The sequence below is a fragment of the Streptococcus sp. 1004_SSPC genome (assembly GCF_001069025.1).
Lineage (GTDB): Bacteria > Bacillota > Bacilli > Lactobacillales > Streptococcaceae > Streptococcus > Streptococcus vestibularis.
Genome location: NZ_JWGQ01000089.1, coordinates 1 through 19,271 on the forward strand (window position 1 = coordinate 1; position 19,271 = coordinate 19,271).

Annotated in this window: 19 protein-coding genes and 4 pseudogenes; 17 read left to right on the plus strand and 6 right to left on the minus strand. The window is 39.3% G+C overall.

The annotated features are described in order from the left end of the window. Nucleotides 1-57 precede the first annotated feature (57 nt). The 5 genes and pseudogenes from ADF62_RS11540 to ADF62_RS06830 form a co-directional block, all read left to right on the plus strand. Nucleotides 58-198: pseudogene (locus ADF62_RS11540) on the plus strand (nitroreductase family protein); the annotation flags it as partial. 163 nt (nt 199-361) lie between these two features. Further along, nucleotides 362-1,045: a response regulator transcription factor gene (locus tag ADF62_RS06820; protein ID WP_048788427.1), complete on the plus strand. Its 684-nt coding sequence runs from the start codon at nt 362-364 to the stop codon at nt 1,043-1,045. After that, a complete protein-coding gene (locus ADF62_RS06825) occupies nt 1,045-1,920 on the plus strand; it encodes a sensor histidine kinase (protein ID WP_003094018.1) in 876 nt (291 codons plus the stop codon). The genes ADF62_RS06820 and ADF62_RS06825 overlap by 1 nt, the downstream gene beginning before the upstream one ends. A 157-nt stretch (nt 1,921-2,077) precedes the next feature. After that, nucleotides 2,078-2,254: a hypothetical protein gene (locus ADF62_RS10980; RefSeq protein WP_003093388.1), complete on the plus strand. Its 177-nt coding sequence runs from the start codon at nt 2,078-2,080 to the stop codon at nt 2,252-2,254. Nucleotides 2,255-2,275: 21 nt separating this feature from the next. Further along, nucleotides 2,276-2,587 (plus strand): DUF4352 domain-containing protein, encoded by a 312-nt coding sequence (locus ADF62_RS06830; RefSeq protein WP_003093431.1) that lies wholly within the window; start codon nt 2,276-2,278, stop codon nt 2,585-2,587. 51 nt (nt 2,588-2,638) lie between these two features. Here the strand turns inward: ADF62_RS06830 and ADF62_RS06835 are convergent, their stop codons facing one another. Beyond that, complete coding sequence (locus ADF62_RS06835) at nt 2,639-3,394, minus strand: ABC transporter permease (RefSeq protein WP_003093365.1); 756 nt, start codon at nt 3,392-3,394, stop codon at nt 2,639-2,641. Between the two features lie 4 nt (nt 3,395-3,398). Further along, nucleotides 3,399-4,319 (minus strand): ABC transporter ATP-binding protein, encoded by a 921-nt coding sequence (locus tag ADF62_RS06840; RefSeq protein ID WP_003094802.1) that lies wholly within the window; start codon nt 4,317-4,319, stop codon nt 3,399-3,401. 248 nt (nt 4,320-4,567) lie between these two features. Here ADF62_RS06840 and ADF62_RS06845 point away from each other — a divergent pair, with 248 nt between their 5' ends. The 9 genes and pseudogenes from ADF62_RS06845 (at nt 4,568) to ADF62_RS06880 (ending at nt 12,050) form a co-directional block, all read left to right on the plus strand. Further along, nucleotides 4,568-5,860, plus strand: coding sequence for a PTS sugar transporter subunit IIC (locus ADF62_RS06845; RefSeq protein ID WP_048788428.1), 1,293 nt, complete (start codon nt 4,568-4,570; stop codon nt 5,858-5,860). Continuing rightward, nucleotides 5,847-6,710 carry an alpha/beta hydrolase gene (locus tag ADF62_RS06850; protein WP_048788429.1) on the plus strand — a complete coding sequence of 288 codons (864 nt, stop codon included), beginning with the start codon at nt 5,847-5,849 and terminating at the stop codon, nt 6,708-6,710. Before ADF62_RS06845 ends, ADF62_RS06850 begins: the two co-directional genes overlap by 14 nt. Before the next feature lie 180 nt (nt 6,711-6,890). Beyond that, the gene (locus ADF62_RS06855; RefSeq protein ID WP_048788430.1) at nt 6,891-7,340 is read left to right on the plus strand and encodes an Rrf2 family transcriptional regulator; all 450 of its coding nucleotides are present in this window, start codon (nt 6,891-6,893) and stop codon (nt 7,338-7,340) included. A 133-nt stretch (nt 7,341-7,473) separates the two neighbouring features. Next, nucleotides 7,474-8,334, plus strand: coding sequence for a VOC family protein (locus ADF62_RS06860; RefSeq protein ID WP_048788431.1), 861 nt, complete (start codon nt 7,474-7,476; stop codon nt 8,332-8,334). A 129-nt stretch (nt 8,335-8,463) separates the two neighbouring features. After that, the gene (locus tag ADF62_RS06865; protein ID WP_048788432.1) at nt 8,464-9,066 is read left to right on the plus strand and encodes a nitroreductase family protein; all 603 of its coding nucleotides are present in this window, start codon (nt 8,464-8,466) and stop codon (nt 9,064-9,066) included. A gap of 336 nt (nt 9,067-9,402) precedes the next feature. Then, entirely contained in the window at nt 9,403-10,788 is a 1,386-nt protein-coding gene (locus tag ADF62_RS06870; RefSeq protein ID WP_048788433.1) for an amino acid permease, read from the plus strand. Between the two features lie 21 nt (nt 10,789-10,809). Beyond that, nucleotides 10,810-11,210: pseudogene (locus ADF62_RS11910) on the plus strand (ASCH domain-containing protein). Between the two features lie 272 nt (nt 11,211-11,482). Then, nucleotides 11,483-11,701: pseudogene (locus tag ADF62_RS11690) on the plus strand (LPXTG cell wall anchor domain-containing protein); the annotation flags it as partial. A gap of 88 nt (nt 11,702-11,789) precedes the next feature. Then, nucleotides 11,790-12,050, plus strand: a complete 261-nt coding sequence (locus tag ADF62_RS06880) for a SemiSWEET family transporter (protein WP_003094097.1) — start codon at nt 11,790-11,792, stop codon at nt 12,048-12,050. Between the two features lie 124 nt (nt 12,051-12,174). On the opposite strand, the gene ADF62_RS06885 is transcribed toward ADF62_RS06880, so the two are convergent. From ADF62_RS06885 to ADF62_RS06895, 3 genes are all read right to left on the minus strand, one after another. Continuing rightward, complete coding sequence (locus tag ADF62_RS06885; protein ID WP_003096760.1) at nt 12,175-12,369, minus strand: CsbD family protein; 195 nt, start codon at nt 12,367-12,369, stop codon at nt 12,175-12,177. Nucleotides 12,370-12,435: 66 nt separating this feature from the next. Continuing rightward, on the minus strand, nt 12,436-13,068 hold the full coding sequence (locus ADF62_RS06890) for a DUF421 domain-containing protein (protein WP_048788434.1): 633 nt from the start codon (nt 13,066-13,068) through the stop codon (nt 12,436-12,438). After that, nucleotides 13,065-13,517 (minus strand): DUF3290 family protein, encoded by a 453-nt coding sequence (locus ADF62_RS06895; protein WP_048788435.1) that lies wholly within the window; start codon nt 13,515-13,517, stop codon nt 13,065-13,067. Before ADF62_RS06895 ends, ADF62_RS06890 begins: the two co-directional genes overlap by 4 nt. Nucleotides 13,518-13,890: 373 nt before the next feature. On the opposite strand from ADF62_RS06895, the gene manA reads away from it, so the two are divergent. The 3 genes from manA to msrB all read left to right on the plus strand — a co-directional run bounded on the left by manA (nt 13,891) and on the right by msrB (nt 17,452). After that, a complete protein-coding gene (gene manA, locus ADF62_RS06900) occupies nt 13,891-14,832 on the plus strand; it encodes a mannose-6-phosphate isomerase, class I (RefSeq protein WP_048788436.1) in 942 nt (313 codons plus the stop codon). A 213-nt stretch (nt 14,833-15,045) separates the two neighbouring features. Then, nucleotides 15,046-16,374, plus strand: coding sequence for a branched-chain amino acid transport system II carrier protein (gene brnQ, locus ADF62_RS06905; RefSeq protein WP_003093615.1), 1,329 nt, complete (start codon nt 15,046-15,048; stop codon nt 16,372-16,374). A gap of 127 nt (nt 16,375-16,501) precedes the next feature. Then, nucleotides 16,502-17,452 (plus strand): peptide-methionine (R)-S-oxide reductase MsrB, encoded by a 951-nt coding sequence (msrB, locus tag ADF62_RS06910; RefSeq protein WP_048788437.1) that lies wholly within the window; start codon nt 16,502-16,504, stop codon nt 17,450-17,452. Between the two features lie 360 nt (nt 17,453-17,812). Here the strand turns inward: msrB and ADF62_RS06915 are convergent. Continuing rightward, nucleotides 17,813-19,161 (minus strand): annotated as a pseudogene (locus ADF62_RS06915) (MATE family efflux transporter). Between the last annotated feature and the right edge of the window lie 110 nt (nt 19,162-19,271).

Consider the following 19,271-nt stretch of genomic DNA (forward strand, 5'->3'; position numbering starts at 1 on the left):
ATGCACTTTCAGAAATAATGTTGAATCAGAAACCGTATTATACTTGACAAATGGTAGAAAAAAGAAGGTCTCGCCAAAGCCTTTGGACTTGATGAAGACCGTCATGTACCAGTTTTGCTCATTGCTCTTGGTAAGTCCAATGAAGAAGGTTTCGAGTCTGTTCGTTTGAATGCTTCTGATGTGACGACTTTTGCTTAATAAATAATTGACCGTCAGTCTCGGAAGCGAAGGCTTACGGTTTTTATTTTTCCTTTTATGCTATCAATAACTCATAATTCACCTTGTCATTAATTTGGCTTTTTGTTAAGATGAAAGAGAAAGTGAGCGTATACAATTGGTAGTATCATTGGAGGATTAAGACATGGCACGTATTTTACAGATTGAGGACAATGAGGATATCCAGAATATTCTTTTTAACTTGTTTTCTGAAGAACATGATATTATCCAAGCCTACTCTGGGACCGAAGGAGAGCTTGTGTTTCAAAGTCAAGAGATTGATTTGGTTCTCCTAGATATCATGTTACCGGGTAAAGGTGGCGAAGAAGTGCTTAAGTTTATCAGGCAAAGAAGCTCTGTTCCTGTTATTATGCTGACAGCCTTGGGTGACAAGCACTTGATTAGCCAGTACTTACTTGATGGTGCAAATGATTATATCGTTAAGCCCTTTGATCTTGAAGAAGTTTATGCGCGTGTCTCGGTTCAACTACGTGAACACAGCAAGGGAAGTGATAGGCCTGATAACATCTATCAAGTCAAAAATATCACGATAAACTCAGACAGTTTTGAAGTCTCCTGTCAGGGAAAAGTCATTCGTTTGGGTAAGAAAGAGTTTCAAATTTTCCACACACTCCTTCAAAATCCAAATAAAATTTTTACTAAAGATGACCTTTATGAGACGGTTTGGGAAGCCCCTTATCTATCATGTGATAATACATTGAATGCACAGTTGAGTAATCTACGTAAGAAACTAGCCCAAGTGGATGCGGGTACGGAGTATATCGAAACGATTTGGGGCTTAGGTGTGCGACTTAAAGGAGAAGACTGATGGAAGGACTGCTTATTGTATTGATAGGACTTCTTCTAGGAGTAACTACCTGTCTAGTTCGTTACTATTTGGCTGTAAAATCTCTCTCAAAGCAGATTGAAGAAAAGCTAGTTGAAGAAAGTCATCGACGAATTACTTTGAAAAACCAGCCTAAATCATTGGTTACCCTAACGAATCGGATTGAGTCTCTCTTTACCCAAATTGAAAAGACTAAGCTTGTCGCTGTCCAAGAAAAGAAAACCATGGATATGGCTATCAGTAATATTGCCCATGATATACGAACACCACTAACAGTAGCGAGCGGCTATGCTCAGCAAAGTCTTCGAAGTAGTAGGGAAGATGATATGGCTATGGAGAAGATTTCTAAAAATCTATTGACTGTTTCAAAGCGTTTGGAAGCCTTGTTGGAATATCGACGATTAACAGAGGGGGCCATCCAACCACAATTTCAAGATGTGGACTTTTCTCAACTTGTGGTTAAGTCTATCCTACCTTACTATGACATGTTTCAAGAGACAGGGATTACACTAGATATTCAAGTAACCCCTGATATCCAATGCGAAATGGATCCAGATATTTTTGAACGTCTATTTCAGAATATTATCAGTAACGTTCTAAAACATGGTAAGACTCAAGCTCATCTGACATTGCAGAAAAAGGACGATGGCATTTATTTGTCAGTTAGTAATATGGTACAACAGACGATACAGCATCTAGACCGACTAACGACCCGCTTTTATTCTGAAAACCTGTCAGACACCGAGGATTCCTCTGGACTTGGACTTTATATCACCGAACACTTAGTCCAAGTCTTAGAGGGTGAGTTGCATTTGTCCTATGAGAATGAATGGTTTTATTTAACAGTGAGATTATGAAAGCATAAACTTTATGTTTTTTATAATCTTTTTGCAACTTTGAGGGAAAAATAAAAATTAGAGAATTGCAATATAAAAATAATTTAGTTTTCATTGTAAAATTTTAGAATGTATCGTTCTATCTGGGTTCTTAGTCGGTGCAGTTGTTATTTCTCTAATGAACCAAACAAGTGCTTCTGCAAAAACTGATAATGATTATCAATATAGCAATGTTATTTTTGGATTTAAAAATAAGAAAAATAAAAAAAGTAAGGACATTCCTACTTATAAGATGTCAGAAACTTTTAAAATTGCAGATGTAGAATACACAATTCATACTAAAGAAGTCGTGTAAAATGTAGGTGGCGAATTTGGTATGAATGCAAAAGGTTCATATCTTATTTTAAACGTAACTGTAAAAAATAACGGTACTAAGGCTATTACAGTATCTGATTCTGACTTTAAGCTAGTTAAAGATAAAACAGAGTATAAAACTGATTCAACAGCAGGAATCTATGCAAATGATGATGCAAATCTTTTCTTTACCAGTGTTAATCCAGAAAATGAAGTGACTGGTAATGTTGTTTTTGATTTGAATCCAGATACAATCTCTGATACTAATTTGAAATTAAAAGTTGATGCTGGATTTGGAAACTCAAATAAAGCATTTGTGAAAATCAACGAATGATAACAAGAAATCAAAATAACATCGAGCGTGTGCACGATGTTATTTTTGTTCTCATAAATCTTGTTTTTCAAAAGTAATCAAGCCCAAAGCTGTGAATGCTAGGATAAATCCTACTGCCACGATTGCAGTATTTTGAATGATAGTTTTATCTGCAGTCATGCCGTAATTAAAGTTGAGTGACAAGTATTTCAAAATTTCTACTTTAGGGAAGATTGCTGCTGGTACGGTTAAAGCTACTAAACCAAGGGTGTAAGTCACAAAGGTTGTCACGATAGAATGTGTGAGGTAGAGGGCAACCGTGGTCAGACTTACCCAAGCTAGATTACACAAGAATTGGAGAAGGAAAGTTAATGCAAAGTTTCTAACAAAGTGATCAGGTACAGTTCCAAGACCGTGGCAAAGAGTACCTAGAACAAAGGCAAGGCCGTAAGACAAGAGGAGTTGTCCTAAAGTGATAGCTACAATGACGGTTGCCTTGGCGAAGAAGAATCCGCTCCGTGAAATGCCGGAGGTGAGATTATTCTTGTACAATTTTTGTGCTAAATCAACACCTAAAATGATAGAGACCACAATTAAAGTGAAGAGGACTGTCATGGAGATACTACTAGAGTAATTAATCAGTGATCCGACACCAGTCCACGAAGAGGCGCTTTTAACGGCTTGTTTTGCCCCAGTTTCTACGCCTACATGACCTGTGCCTCCCAATAGGACACCAGAAATAATGTTTAGGGCTAGGATAATTTCAGAAATCCAAAATCCTTTAGAACGAAAGAGTCGATAGAAATCGGCGTGAATAGTGTGTAACATGGCCCTACCTCCTTTCTGAATCTACTAGTTGTGTGAAGTAGTTTTCTAAGTCTTGACGTTTGTAGTAAATTTCATCGATCTCAACTTCTTGTTTAACCAGCTCTTTGACAATTGCCTTTATAACATGGGATTTGTCAAAAATATGAATTTCATTGTTGCCGTTAACCACTTTGAAGTGTTGATGGAGTTGGTCTTGGAGAATGCGACTAGCCAGGGCTAATTGGTTAGTTTTAAGAACGATATAGTCTTCGCTGAGATGTTCGAATTCGTCCTTAGTGATTTCACGGATGATTTGACCGTGATCAATAATGCCAAAGCGGGTTGAAACTTGATAGAGTTCAGACAAGATATGGCTAGAGATGAGAACTGTCATACCTTGCTCTTCGCTCAATTTTTTAATCATTTGGCGGAATTCTTTGATAGCAACTGGGTCGAGACCATTAATCGGTTCATCTAAAATAAGTAGGTCTGGTTTTGCAATCAGTGCAATAGCGATACCTAGACGTTGCTTCATACCCAGTGAGAAACTACGAAATTTTTTCTTACCAGTGTGTCCAAGTCCAACTGTATCAAGGATTTCATCAATGACATTGTCAGGATTTGGAACGTGATGAATCTTGCAGTAGTAACGTAGGTTTTGACGTGCATTGAGATGATTCAGGGCAACTGGTGTTTCAATCACAGAACCAACACGTTTCAGTGCGTGAGTCCACTCTGATTTGGAGGTAGAGTGGAAGAGGGAAACACTTCCTTGGCTAGGGCGGATGAGTTTTGTGATGACTTTAATCAGTGTTGTCTTACCTGCCCCGTTTCTTCCGATAAGGCCATAGACCTCACCCTTTTCTAAGGTCAGGTTTACATTGTCGAGTGCTAGGTGTTGGCCGTAACGTTTAGTCAGATGTCTGACCTCAAGTACCTTTTTCATGATAAGCCTCCTTTCGCTTGTTTGATACTGCTTTCTTTTCATCTTTATTGTAGTATAAAGTCATCAAATAAACATCAAGAAATTCTCAAATGTTTCTTAAATTTTTCAAGAAATCATAAAAATGACGGGGATTAAAGTCTGATAGTGTGTGCTGTAACCCAGGATTAAGGTAAGGCATCTCTCTTTGTGTTATAATGAAGAAAAACGTTGAATGTAAAGTTTATTTTGCCTTTTACTAGGAGTCTTTTATGACAAACTATTTGGTCCAGAGGTTTCTCTGGTTTCGTGAGCGAGGCTTCGTCCAAATTACGCAGAAAACCTTGGTTTCGCTCTTTCCCTTTTTCCTATTTTCAGGAATTATTCGGGTGATTTCACTATCGGTATTTTCAGAGCTTGGCTATGTCAATCAGCTGTTTTTAGTTTCTGACTGGTTACCGGCCTTTAAGATAACTGGTCAGGTGCTCATTAATCTTTCCAACTTTCTTGGTGGCTTAGCTGGGCCCTTATCAACCTACTTTGCAGGAAAATACACAGCTGGTCACTATGGTAGAAGTACTGGTACAGCTGGTGTGACATCCCTTTTGGTTAGCTTAATTATAGGATCGCAGGAGCTGTTGCTGTCACCGCTAAACGATGGTGTTTTGACTCGCATCAATTTACCGGCTTCAATCAACATTATGTTGGCTATCTTTGTTGGCTATCTGGTTGGCCAGATTTTTCGCTTTTCAAGAGCTAGTGATGATCAGATTGTGGACAAGAACTATATTTATCAACCAAAGACTGTCCGTCCTATTTTTTTATCACTCATTTTAGCTATTGGACTTAACATTCTCTTTGTGATTGGAGAGCAGGCTAATATTTTTCAGACGATTAGGCAGGTTACCTCTACCTTTACTGTAACTGATAATCATTTGTTCTTAACCTTTATGATGGGACTTTTGAACACTTTTTTTGCTTGGATTGGTAATAGTCAGGCTCTTGCCCTAAATTCTATTGCCGAGGATAGTTTTGCCTTGGAAAATCTGACCTATGCTGTTTCCCATCATACGACGACTGGGCTTCCCCACCTTTACACACTAACAAATCTTTATCATAGTTATGGCTTGGTTGCTGGCATTGGCTCAGGGCTAGCCCTCTTGGTGGCTCTGCTTTTAGCATCAACCAGTTACAAGGATAAGAAGGTGAGTCTTCTAAGTGTCTTTCCTAGTCTCTTTAATAATGGGGCTCCATTTATGGTGGGGATACCAGTCTTGCTTAATTTAGTTTATCTGGTTCCTTTCCTATTGGCACCTATGATCAATATGGGTATTGCTGCGGTGGCCTTGGCTATTCATCTTATGCCAGCTGCGGTTTATCCAGTTCCAGATGGTACACCAAGTCTTCTTTTCGCCTTTATCGGAACTGGGGGTAGTTTACGAGCTCTAGCAATTAGTCTCCTCTGTTTTGCAGTTGACATTCTTATCTTTATACCATTTGTGCGTTTGTCCAATAAGGTACAACACGGTCTAAAAGAGGAAGGAGAAAGCCTTGAAACTAAATAAAAAAACTAAGTTGGTCTTTATCCTTGTTGCTCTCTTTCTTATTGGGCTAGCCGTCCCATCCTATAGTTGGACTAGGAAAAATGTCAAGGAAATAGAGACTTTCTATAATTCAAAATTGTCTCCCATTATCATGATTCCAGGGAGCTCCGCTACGGAAAATAGATTTGATGGCCTAGTACGTAAGCTTAATCAAGACCGTCGTGGTGTCAAGCATAGCCTCCTCAAGGTTAAGGTTTGGAATAATGGGCGTATCACCTTTGAGGGCAAAATCAAAGCTAAGGACAACGAACCTATTATTGTTATCGGCTTTGAAAATAATAACGACGGCTATAGCAATATCAAAAAACAAGCTAAGATGATGAACCACGCCTTTGAAGCCTTGCAGAATAAATACAATTTCAATAATTTTAAAGGGTTGGCACATTCAAATGGAGGATTGATTTATACGGCTTTTATTGAAAATTATCTTAGCGACTACGATGTCAAGATAAATTCTTTGATGACTATCGGAACGCCCTATAATTTCACTGAAACCAATATCAAAAATAAATCAGTCATGCTAGCAGACTTTATAGCTGCCAAGGAGAATATTCCGTCTACCCTGCATGTCTATTCGGTAGCTGGAACCATTACCTATGATTCGGATGAGCTGGTTCCTGATGCTAGTGTGTCTGCTGGGAAATATATCTATCAGAATCAGGCAAAAAGTTATACTGAAATCACTGTTACAGGTGAAGATGCTCAGCACTCGGACTTGCCAACCAATGATGAAGTTGTGGATCTGGTCAAACAGCATATTGAGGGGCAGGGGGTCCGTAAGAAACAAAAGACCAAACTAGAGCCTCAATAGGATAGAATACTATCTATTATTAGTCTAGTTACTTATTATCAAATACAAAAGGATAGAGTTTACGATGGCTCTATTTTTTAGTGTAAGACTAACTTTTTGAATCGTTGTAACTCCTTGTTTTACAACGTTCTTTTTGTTATAATTAAGTAAAATAGCAAAGAAGAATGAGAGGTCCCAAATATGCAAATTCCAAGTCGCTTTACCATTGCTGTCCATATTTTGACCCTTATAGCACAAAATAAGGGAAATGAAACTAAGCTAACCAGTGATTTAATGGCAGGTAGTGTGGGGGTTAATCCAGTTATTATCCGCAAAACCTTGTCGCAACTGAAGAAAGCAGACTTGATTTCAGTTCAAAGGGGAAGTGGAGGAGCCACATTAGCCAAGGCACCAGAGGAGATTAACCTCTTGCAGGTTTATCGTGCGGTGGATAGCATCGGTCCAAGTGGCAAACTCTTTAGTTTTCATGACAATCCTAATCCAGCGTGTCCAGTAGGACGTAATATCCATGGGATTTTGGATCAGAGTCTAGAAGACGTTCAAATGGCAATGGAAAAAGAACTCGAAAAGAAAACTTTGGCTGGTATTTTAAAGGATGCTAAGGCCAACTGGAAAGAAGTTGGAGCTTGATTTTTAGACTTTAAACTATAAGAAATCGAAAGTTTTTCGGTTTCTTTTTAATTCCATGTTGTAATAATTGATATTACAATTAGACCAAGTATAATAATGTCATAGGAATGATTACAACACAGGAGAAAATCATATGACATACGATTACAATAGTAAGATTTACCTCGCAGAAGCGGTACTCAATGTGAAGGACTTGACACGTCAGACGTCCTTTTATACACAAATTATAGGACTTGAGATTTTATCCCAAACTGAAACAGAAGTTGTTTTAGGAGCGGGAAACAAGCCGCTAGTTCACTTGATTGAAACCAATCGTGAGGAAGCGGTCAAGTCTAGTTATGGTCTCTACCATATGGCAATCTTGTTGCCGTCTCGTGAGGATTTGGCAGATGTTTTCAAACATATTGCTGAGCTGGACTATCCATTTGTCGGTGCAGCTGACCATGGTTATAGTGAAGCCCTTTATTTGGAAGATCTTGAGGGCAATGGTATTGAGCTTTATAGAGACAAGCCAGTCGCTGAATGGGATATTCGTGAGGATGGTCGCATCGTTGGTGTCACAGAAGAACTATCAGCTCAAGAAATTTACGAGATGGGACGTAAGGTTGAGCCTTTTGTGATAGCTAAGGATACTCGCATGGGGCATATTCATTTATCGGTCAAAGATAGTCAGCTAGCAACGACTTTCTATCAGGATGTTTTGGAGCTAGCAGATAAGTTCACCATTCCAAGTGCTAGTTGGATTGCTTCAGGTGATTACCACCATCACCTTGCGGTCAACGAATGGGGCGGAAAAAACTTGTCTAAACGTGACAAAGATATGCCTGGTCTTGCTTACTACGTCGTTGAAGTGAAGAACAAGGAAGACTTGCTTGGTATAGCAGAACGTGCTAACAATCGTGGAGCTGAGGTCAAATGGTCATCTATTAATGAGTTAACAGTTGAGGATAAGGATGGTATTTTGACACGAGTAAGAAAAAATAGTAACAACTAGTGAATTTTAAGTCGTAACTATTGACATTACATTTAAAACAGTTATAATAGTTATTGTAATCAAAGTTATTACAAAATAGCTTAGAAATTTTAACAATTAACATTTATCATAAAGAAAGAGAGAATAACTATGACCTACTTTACAGACTTACAAACAAAACGCCGTTCAATCTATGCTTTGGGAAAAGACCTTGAGCTCTCTAACCAAGAATTGATTGAGACCATTCAAGGAGCTGTCCTTAACACACCTACAGCCTTCAACTCACAAACATCACGTGTGGTGATCTTGCTGGATGAAGAATCAGATGCTTTCTGGAATGAAATCGCTTATTCAGAGCTTGAAAAAGTAACGCCAAAAGAAGCTTTTGAGGGAACAAAAGAACGTTTGGCAGGTTTTGCTCAAGCTAAGGGAACAATCCTTTTCTACGAAGACCAAGAAGTAGTGACAGGCCTTCAAGAGCAATTCCCACTTTACGCTGAAAACTTCCCAATTTGGTCAGAGCAAGGTCATGGAATCGCCCTTTATGCGACATGGTTGGCCTTGGCTGAGAAGAATATCGGCATGAACGTACAACACTACAACCCACTTGTTGATGCACAATTAGCTGAAAAATATGATATCCCAGCGAACTGGAAGCTTCGTGCCCAAGCACCATTTGGTCAAATCGTAGCACCAGCAGGAGACAAAGACATACAAACAGAAGGTCGTTTCAAAGTTTTTGGTGACAAGTAATTACTTTAACTCGGGCAGTCAGTTTGACGATTGGCTGTACTATGACTAAACATTATCAAAATGATAAGACAAAAAAGTAGCAGGATTGAGAAATCTTGTTATTTTTCTATCCTAAGACCAATTTACTAAAACTGAGGAATAATGGACAACTAAAGCAACGTTTTGAGCAGTCGGTTTTTGATAGATATAGGCCACACGTTAGAAAATACTTGTTACGAAATCTTAATCTTGAATAAGCTTTTTATTAATAGAGGTATAAAAACACAGAAATAGCTCTATTTTTGTCCTGTAGTATGGTATAATAGTGCGGTATTTCTCAGAAAATGGAGTATAAAAATGAGTATTTTTCGTAAAAAGGATGTTGGTTTGGCTCAAACCGAGATGAAACGGCATCTGACTCTTAGGGATGTCGTCCTCTTGGGGATTGGTGCCATGGTCGGAACCGGTATCTTTACCATTACTGGTACCGCAGCATCAACCTTGGCAGGTCCAGCCCTGATTATTTCGGTTTTGATTTCAGCCGTTTGTGTGGGTATGTCGGCTATTTTCTTTGCTGAGTTTGCCTCACGCTATCCATCCGCCGGTGGCGTTTATGGTTATCTCTATGCTTCTTGGGGTGAGTACCCTGCTTGGATGGGCGGATGGCTTACAATGATCGTTTTCATGAACGCCGTGTCTAGTGTTGCCTCTGGTTGGGGAGCCTACCTCAAGGGGCTCTTGGCGAGCTTTGGTCTACAGCTCCCCAAGGCTATCAGTGGCCCTTTTAATCCGAGTCAAGGGACCTATATTGACCTATTGCCAGTCTTGGTTTTGGTGCTTGTGACGGCTCTCCTCCTCATGGATTCTAAACAAGTTCTTCGTTTGAACTCACTCCTAGTGGTGCTTAAGTTCTCTGCCTTGGCGGTTTTCATCCTGGTTGGTCTTTTCCATCTGAATCCAGACAACTGGGATAACTTTGCACCATTTGGCTTTGGTCAAATTTATGGTGGTAAGACGGGGATTATAGCAGGTGCTTCTCTCATGTTCTTTGGTTTTCTTGGATTTGAATCCATCTCTATGACAGTAGATGAGATTAAGGAACCGCAAAAGAATGTTCCTCGAGGTATTGTTCTCGCTTTGATTATTGTCGCTTCACTTTATGCAGTTGTTTCATTAGTCTTGACGGGAGTTGTCCACTATACGAAGTTAAATGTCGACGATGCCGTAGCTTATGCCCTTCGCTACATCGGTGTGCCATGGGCAGCCAATTATGTATCGGTAGTTGCCATTATGACCTTGATTACCGTATGTATTTCCATGGCCTATGCCCTTAGTCGCATGGTTTATAGCTTGGCGCGTGATGGATTTCTTCCACAAACTTTCCAAAAGGTTTCAAAGACCCATAAGGTTCCACATCATGCGACACTTTTGACTGGTATCCTTTCAGCCATCTCAGCAGGTGTTTTCTCCTTGGCTAATATGGCATCCTTGGTTAATATTGCGACCTTGGCTTATTTGGTCCTCTTGGCTATTGCCCTCATTATTCTTCGTAAAGACAAGGGCTTGCCACAAAAGGGTGAATTTAAGGTTCCATTTGTTCCAGTCTTACCAATCCTTTCGATTATTGTATGTCTATCATTTATGAGTCAGTACAGTTGGCAAACCTGGTTAGCCTTTGGCATAGCAGTGCTAGTTGGTTCGGCTATTTATGCCTTTTACGGTTACAAACATTCTAAGTATTAAGATGAAAATGGTAGAGCCCTTTTGGTCTACCATTTTTTGATATTTGGAGTAGAGATAGACTATCTCGCAATTTGGTTTTGGTGGTACAAAAGACAGTAACTAGCTCACCTTTTGCCTTATATGCGGTTAGCTAGGTCCCATTGCTCAAGTAAAATACCGTTTGTATTATTGAAACAACTAAAGTTGTGGTTCTTCCTTTTAAACAAGTCAGCGTTGACCATGCTTACAAAGAAGGTGAAGAAGATCGAAGCCTAGCTTACTGGCAAAATATTCATGAAAACTTCTTTAGCAAATGGTTGCATAGGGATGGACTGAATTTTAGTCAGGTCAGTCTAGTCATTATAGAAGGATTTAGAGTGGTCTATCCTAGAGATCAAAAGCTCCCAATATCTTGGGGCTTTTTTACTTTAAGGGAAGGTTAACTTCTCTTTAAGTCTTATCTTAGGTTTATTGTGTTTAATAGAGTCATCACAAAAGTAAGTAGGAGGTTTAACAGATGACATACAAACATACCAAATAAACACAGGAATGGTATGCCATTAAGAAATCATCAAAATGGGAAAAAGCGGGGGCAGTCCTAGTAGCTAGCTTAATCTTGGGTAGATCAGTTTTACAAACTAATCTTGCTCAAAAATAAAATACAAACTCTAAGGCTAGCCAGTCTGATAAAAGTTCACAAACGAACCAAACAAGTAAATCAAGCCTACCCAATACCGGCGAGGTGAGTAGCTTGGGACTAGGCGCGTTAGGGGCTGTACTCATGACAACATCGTTTGCATTAAAAGGTCAAGGAAAGTCTCAAAATAAGATAAAAAGAACAGTAGTTATCTGTCTTTCCGGAGTAAACTACTGTTCTTTTTCTATATCATTTCATGATTATATGAGGATGAATAAAAATAAATATAAGTTTTGAAAAAGCTTGTAATCATTAGTTTTTTAGGATACAATTACTTTGATATTATAAGAATATACGTTCGCATTTTTAATAAAGGAGTTTGGCTATGAATGACAAACAAATGAAAATCGTCGGTTGGGTAGCAACATGTATGTCAGTATTGATGTATGTTTCTTATATCCCACAAATCATGGACAACTTGGCAGGTCATAAAGGAAACTTTATCCAACCCCTCGTTGCAGCTATTAACTGTAGCCTTTGGGTTTATTATGGTCTTTTCAAGAAAGAACGTGATTTACCACTTGCAGCAGCCAATGCTCCTGGTATTGTTTTTGGACTTATCACGACTTTGACATGTTTATTTTAAGCAAAAGATAGTTTAAGTGCTTTAAAAATCATTTGACAGTTTCTGTATTCCAGGACTGTCTTTTTTTAGCTCTATCATTTAAAGCATAAAAAAAGTATCTGATGAACAGATACAGTTTTTTAACTTATTTTTTAAAGCTATTTTTAAGGCCTTCAACCGCACCTTCAACGCTACCTTTAATGTCTTCGAGGCTATCTTTTGCTTTAGATACAACTTTTTCAACCGCACCTTCGATTTCAGTCTTTTTATCGCCAGTCAGTTTACCAGTCCCCTCTTTAAGAGCGCCTTTAGCTTGATTCAATTTATCTTCGATTCCCATAGTAGAACCTCCTTTTTATGATGAGACCATTGTAGACAATATTAAACGGTAATGCAAGTGATTTGTTTAATAAGTCACGACATTAATGTTTCCTTTATCGTATTCAGCGATGAAGATATCTGAAATGTTGTCATATCCCATTTTAGTAAGTTCGTCATTTAACCATGCTTCGGATTTTCCGATACTGTCAAGAATTTCTAATTGAACGACACCATCTGTGACAATTGGGTATTTAGGATTTTCATCACCTACACGAACCACAATCAATTGGCCGTTCTGTTCAATAACTGCACGTTTAACCTCTTTAAGTTGAAAAATTCCTTGGGAACGTAATTTTAAAGCGACATCAGAGGCTGAAAGTCCTTTAGAGCGACAAGCTTCAGGATCTAGTTGACCATGTTTGATGATGACAGTTGGTTTACCGTCAATCAAATGTTTGATAAAGAGAATATTGGTAATTAGCCATTTTAGAAGTAAAATCAAAATCGTCCAAATAATCAAAATCACGAGATATTGGAGGATTGAAACGGTACTACTATAAATTGTACCACCGAGGATTGCACCAAGAACAAAGTTCTGTACTTGGTCAGTAGCTGAGCTAGGTGCTAGGTTTCCTTTACCTGTTAAATTGATAACAAAGACGAGTGACACAAGCCCCAAAGCTAGTTTAATTGCAACAGTAAGATAAAAAGATGTCATTTTTTAACCTCCACGAGTTCAACATCAGACTTGTAAAGTTTTATTTGTTCTAGCAAGTAGCTATCAGGATCCGAACTTGCAATGGCACGGTAGTAGTTGTCTTTAACTTTTACGATAGCTCCATCAGTGGCTGCAGAAGTATTGACATAGACATTTTCTTTCTTGACGTCTAACTGTTTCGAGATGACTTCAATAAAATGAAGAGATGCTCGGAACTGGTTATCATTGGTCTGATTAGTTTGGAAATTACTGATAGAAATTAGAACCACAGCAACTAAGGTTAAAATAGAAATGATAGAGAGTTCACGAAACTTAGTATTATGGCGTTCTTTGAAGGCCTTAAAAGCAAATACGCCAGTCACTAAAATAAGTCCTGCAGCAATGGCAACCATAACCCAGTTTTGTTGGCTAATCTGACTTAGCACATAGTCATAGGAGTAGAATTTCATTGATAAGTTTCCTTTCACAGTATCACTAGTATTATAGGATAAAAAGCCTTTAATTTCAATAAGTTCATCCAGAAAATGAGGGGTTGAGCTAGACTTTAAAAGTAAATTAGATTCTGGGATAACTTAAAGACATTAAGCCAAAATATTATGATTTCTTTAAGACTTTGTTGAATTTTTCACAAATTATGCTTATAATTGAGGTAAACAATCATAAGAACTTGCCTAAAATTTTGGTAAATAAAAGGACTAGCGACTTGCATGTGATTTAAAGACATATGTGGAATTTATCCATCTACGAATCTATCACTGATAGTCATTTTTCTAAAATTTTCCAGAGACTCTGAGGCTCTGTTCCTAGAATAAGGAGAATATTATGTCTGAACCATTGTTTTTACAATCTGTTATGCAAGAAAAAATCTGGGGTGGTACGCATTTACGTGATGTCTTTGGCTATGACATACCAAGCGACCATGTTGGAGAGTACTGGGCTATCTCAGCTCACCCAAATGGTGTATCGACGATTAAAAATGGTCGTTATGCTGGGCAAACTTTGGATGTGCTTTATGCAGAGCATCGTGAGTTGTTTGGCAATCGCAAGGAACCTGTCTTTCCTCTTTTGACGAAGATATTGGATGCCAATGACTGGCTTTCGGTTCAGGTCCATCCAGATGATGCTTATGGACTTGAACATGAAGGTGAGCTTGGTAAAACAGAATGTTGGTATGTCATTGCTGCTGAACCAGGTGCTGAAATCATTTACGGTCACAATGCTAAATCAAAAGAAGAATTACGCCAGCAAATTGAAAGTAAGGATTGGGAAAATCTCTTGACAAAAGTTCCAGTTAAAGCAGGAGATTTCTTCTATGTTCCAAGCGGTACCATGCATGCTATTGGTGCAGGAATCATGGTTCTCGAAACCCAACAATCTAGTGATACGACCTACCGTGTATATGATTTTGACCGTAAGGATGACCAAGGGAACTTGCGTGAGCTCCATCTAGAAAAATCGATTGATGTGCTTACTATTGGAGAACCTGCCAATAGTCGCCCAGTCACAACAAAAGTAGATGATCTCAAATCAACGCTTTTAGTCGCTAGTGATTTCTTTGCCGTTTATAAGTGGGAAATCTCAGGTAAAGCTGATTTTGAAAAGACTGCTGATTACAGTTTGTTTAGTGTACTTGACGGTCAAGGAAGTCTCCTAGTCGATGGTCAAGAATACCCAATTGCAAAAGGAAGCCACTTTATTCTTCCTAGCGATGTTCAAGCATGGCAAATTAAGGGAGACCTTGAACTGATTGTTAGTCACCCATAATTTAAGTATTTAAACTAGACGAGATAAGACTCTTGTCTAGTTTTTTCGTATAATGATACAGAAAATTTGCAATTTTAAAAACCTTTCCTAATACGTTTCAATAGCTTGAAGTTCCAAACTAATCATGTCATACTAAGTAAGTTGACTAAAATAGTAATAAACAAGTTATCTTTTTTGAGATGATGTCTTGTTTGTTTTAGATTGGAGTAACTTATGTTAAAAAAAGGAGGCCTTACAGCCCTTTTGCTGTTTGGTATGTTCTTCGGAGCGGGAAACCTGACCTTCCCACCTCAGCTAGGCTTTGAATCTGGAGGTCATTTCTGGCCAGCTATTGCCGGTTTTGTCCTATCTGGTGTTGGAATTGCAATTCTAACACTTATTATTGGGACTCTAAATCCGAAGGGGTATATTCACGAGATTTCTCAAAAAATCTCACCTAAGTTTGCCTTGTTATACTTGGCAGTGCTTTACTTGTCTATCGGACCCTTCTTTGCCATTCCAAGGACAGCAGCGACAGCTTTTTCAATTGGTATTGCACCAATGCTTGGTAATAGTCATACTAGTCTATGGTTACTTGCCTTCACAGCGGTTTATTTTGCCTTGGCTTTATGGATTGCAATGAATCCTTCTAAGATTTTAGATAGTATTGGTCGAATCCTGACACCTATCTTTGCTCTATTAATCGTTATTTTGATTGTAGTTGGTGCCTTTAAATATGGTGGTCATAGCACACATACAGCAACAGAAGCTTACAAAGCCACAGCCTTTGGTAATGGTTTCTTGGAAGGGTACAATACCTTAGATGCCTTGGCTTCGGTAGCCTTTAGTGTGGTGGCAGTAGTAACCCTCAATCAATTAGGCTTTAAATCTAAAAAAGAGTACATCTCAACCATTTGGGTTGTAGGTATTCTGGTTGGATTGATGTTCTCAGGTTTATACTTAGGTCTAGCATTCTTGGGTAACCATTTCCCACTTGATACATCAACTTTGGGAGAAGGTGCTAACCTTGGAGCAGCAGTTCTATCGAGTGCAACACAGGCTATCTTTGGTCCCATGTCACAGATTTTCCTAGCAGTTATGGTAACAGTGACGTGCTTTACGACAACAGCAGGATTGATTGTGGCGACCGGTGAGTTCTTTAATAAGGCCTTCCCACAAGTCTCATACAAAACCTATGCTATTGTCTTCACTCTTATTGGATTTGCGATTGCCAATTTGGGACTTAATAATATCATTGCTTTCTCAGTACCAGTACTGTTGATTCTTTACCCAATTACAATCACAATTGTTATGATTGTGATTGCTAATAAGTTTGTGGCCTTGTCTAAACCTGGTATGCAAATTACAGTTGGTGTAGTGACACTGATCGCTTTGCTTAGTGTAATTGGCAGCCAGTTCAAACTTGCAGGACTTAATGCCATTATTAACTTCCTTCCATTATCAGGAGCATCACTGCCATGGTTGATTCCAGCCATCTTACTCATCCTCCTATCTCTTGTCTTACCAGATAAGATTAAGAGCGAAAGCTTCGAAATGGAATAAAAATAAAATCCTATCACAATGTGGTGGGATTTTTTGTGTCCCCAAGTCACTATAAGTGCGAAATCTTCTCAAAAGCGTTACACTTAAGTCGTGGAGATGAAAGTATCTATTGAAGGGAGTGTTAAAAATGTCAAATCTAAATAATCATATGATTTATCTTGCTGGTGGTTGTTTCTGGGGTGTGGAAGAGTATTTCTCTCGTGTGCCTGGTGTGCTTGATGCGGTTTCGGGTTATGCTAATGGTCGTAGTGAGACGACTCGTTATGAGCTCATCGGTCAGACTGGTCACGCTGAGACTGTTCAGGTGACCTATGATGCTAGCAAGGTGTCATTGCGAGAGATTCTGCTTCATTTCTTCCGTATCATCAATCCTATGAGTAAAAACAAACAGGGCAATGATGTGGGAACTCAGTACCGTACAGGTGTTTACTACACGGATGCAAATGATTTATCGACTATCAAGCAAGTTTTCCAAGAAATGACTGAGCAATACGGTCAGCCTTTGGCGGTTGAATTGTTGCCCCTGGAGCACTTTATTCCTGCTGAGGATTACCATCAAAATTATCTCAAGAAAAATCCGAATGGCTACTGTCATATCAATGTCAATCAGGCAGCTAATCCTGTCATTGATGCCAGTACTTATCACAAGCCGAATCGGGAGGAGCTTAAGGAAAGTTTGAGTCCAGAAGCCTACGCTGTGACTCAGGAGAATGGAACAGAACGGGCCTTTACGAGTCCACTTTGGAATCAGTTTGAACCAGGTATTTATGTTGATGTAGTGACCGGTGAGCCTCTCTTTTCATCCAAGGACAAGTTTGATTCAGCTTGTGGCTGGCCAAGTTTCTCTCGCCCTATAAGCCCCGAGGTAGCCAATTACAAGGAAGACCATTCTCACAATATGGACCGCATCGAAGTTCGTAGTCGTGTGGGCGACTCCCATCTAGGGCATGTCTTTCCAGATGGGCCAAGTGACAAGGGAGGTCTACGCTACTGTATCAATGGTGTAGCAACGCGATTTGTGCCTAAAGCTGATATGGAAAAAGAGGGCTATGCTTACTTGCTTGATCAAGTGGACTGATTAGGTATTCTGAAGGAATTAGTAAAAGCTAAAAGAGAGGTTGGTGACCCTTGGTCCCAACCTCTTTTTATGTGACAAAAGAAGATGTATATAAGATGAAAGCCTTTTAAAACTAACATAATATGTGACCTAACCATTCAGGACAAAAAGTGACCTTTTTCAATATTAAACATTATGTTTTCATTAATGAATCCAGTTTGGTAATAGGTCAGGAAAATCTGAATTTAATTAATCACTCATCAAAAGAAGCTTTCTGTGTATTGATAACAGTTTATCTGTTTTCAATATGCAGGAGTTTTTTTCTGTATTATCGAGATTTGGACATAGAAAAAGCAGTCGGAAAAGACTGCTTCAGGTGTGTTACTGTTGTGATTCGTATCGTTTGACGATCTTATTTAAGCGCCACTGGTAACAGAGACCACTGACGATAAGACTGGCAATCAGGCCAATCCAGTAACTATAGGGACCAAGTCCAGTGACTTTTTCAAGCAAGAAGCCAACTGGGAGGGTGATGCCCCAGTAGGTTAGGACACCGAGATAAAAAGGTACCTTGGTATCTTTATAGCCACGCAGGATTCCTTGAAGGGGAGCCGCAAAGACATCCGTCACTTGGAAGAAGAGGCTATAGGTCATGAAAATGGCCGTCATTCTCAAAAAATCAGGCTCATGCCCATAAAGTTCAGCCAAATCATAACGCAAGAAGTAGAGGAAAATCAAGGTAAAGATAGAGAATCCTAAGGCTGTCAGGCGACCTAGTTTGCTGTAGCTCTTGACGGCATCCATGCGTCTGGCCCCAAATTCGTAAGAAATAATGATAGCCATTGCACTAGAAACACTGAGAGGAAAGGCATACATGAGGTTTGAGAAATTCATGGCTGCCTGATGACTGGCAATGACTAGGGATGGATACTTGGCCATAACTAGTCCAACACCTGAGAAGATGGCGACCTCTGCAAAGACCGTTCCACCAATAGGGAGACCTAGTTTAAGGGCGTCAAGCAGAGCTGCTTTATCAAGGGGTTGAACCTTTTCAATGTGGTAGGGCTTAATCTTTTTATGCTTTCTGATAACCGCGATGGAAATAAGGAGAAGGGCCCAGTAAGCCAATGAAGTTCCAAGCCCAGCTCCAGCTCCCCCTAACTCTGGTAAACCAGCAATGCCATAGATGAGGAGGAAATTGAAGAAACCATTTAGTGGTAGAAGTAAAAGCATGAGATACATGGAGAGGCGCGTGAGGCCAAGTGAATCAAGGAAGGATCGAGCCACGCTAAAGAGCAGAAGGGGAATAATCCCAAGACTCAAAAAGCGTAGGTAACCAAGGGCCACCTTTCTGACCACAGGTTCCAAACCTAAGTGGCTCAAAACTAAGGGGGCCCCAGAAAAACGAGGGCAAAGAGGATAAGTGATAGGCCCAAGGCCATATAAAGAAATTGATAGAAATCTGGAGCAACACGGTCCTTGCGACCTGCCCCTAGATGGTGTCCGATAATAGGAACTAGGGCAGAGACGATACCTGTTAAAAAGGTGAAAAAAGGACTCCATAAACTCGTTGCCATGGCTACCCCCGCCAAGTGTAGGGTATCGTATTGACCAGTCATGGTAGTGTCCACAAAGGCTGCCGAGAAGTTGGCAAACTGATAAATCAGTATGGGCACAAAAATCTTGAAGAAAACAAGGAATCGCTCACGGAGAGAATGTGTTTCGTGCATTCTGTTTTCCTTTCTAAATTAATTTTTCAAACATTTATATTTTCATTGTACTATAGATATGACTTGCTTTCAATCTGTTTTAATCTTAAAGAAACACTTTGCTTTCATTT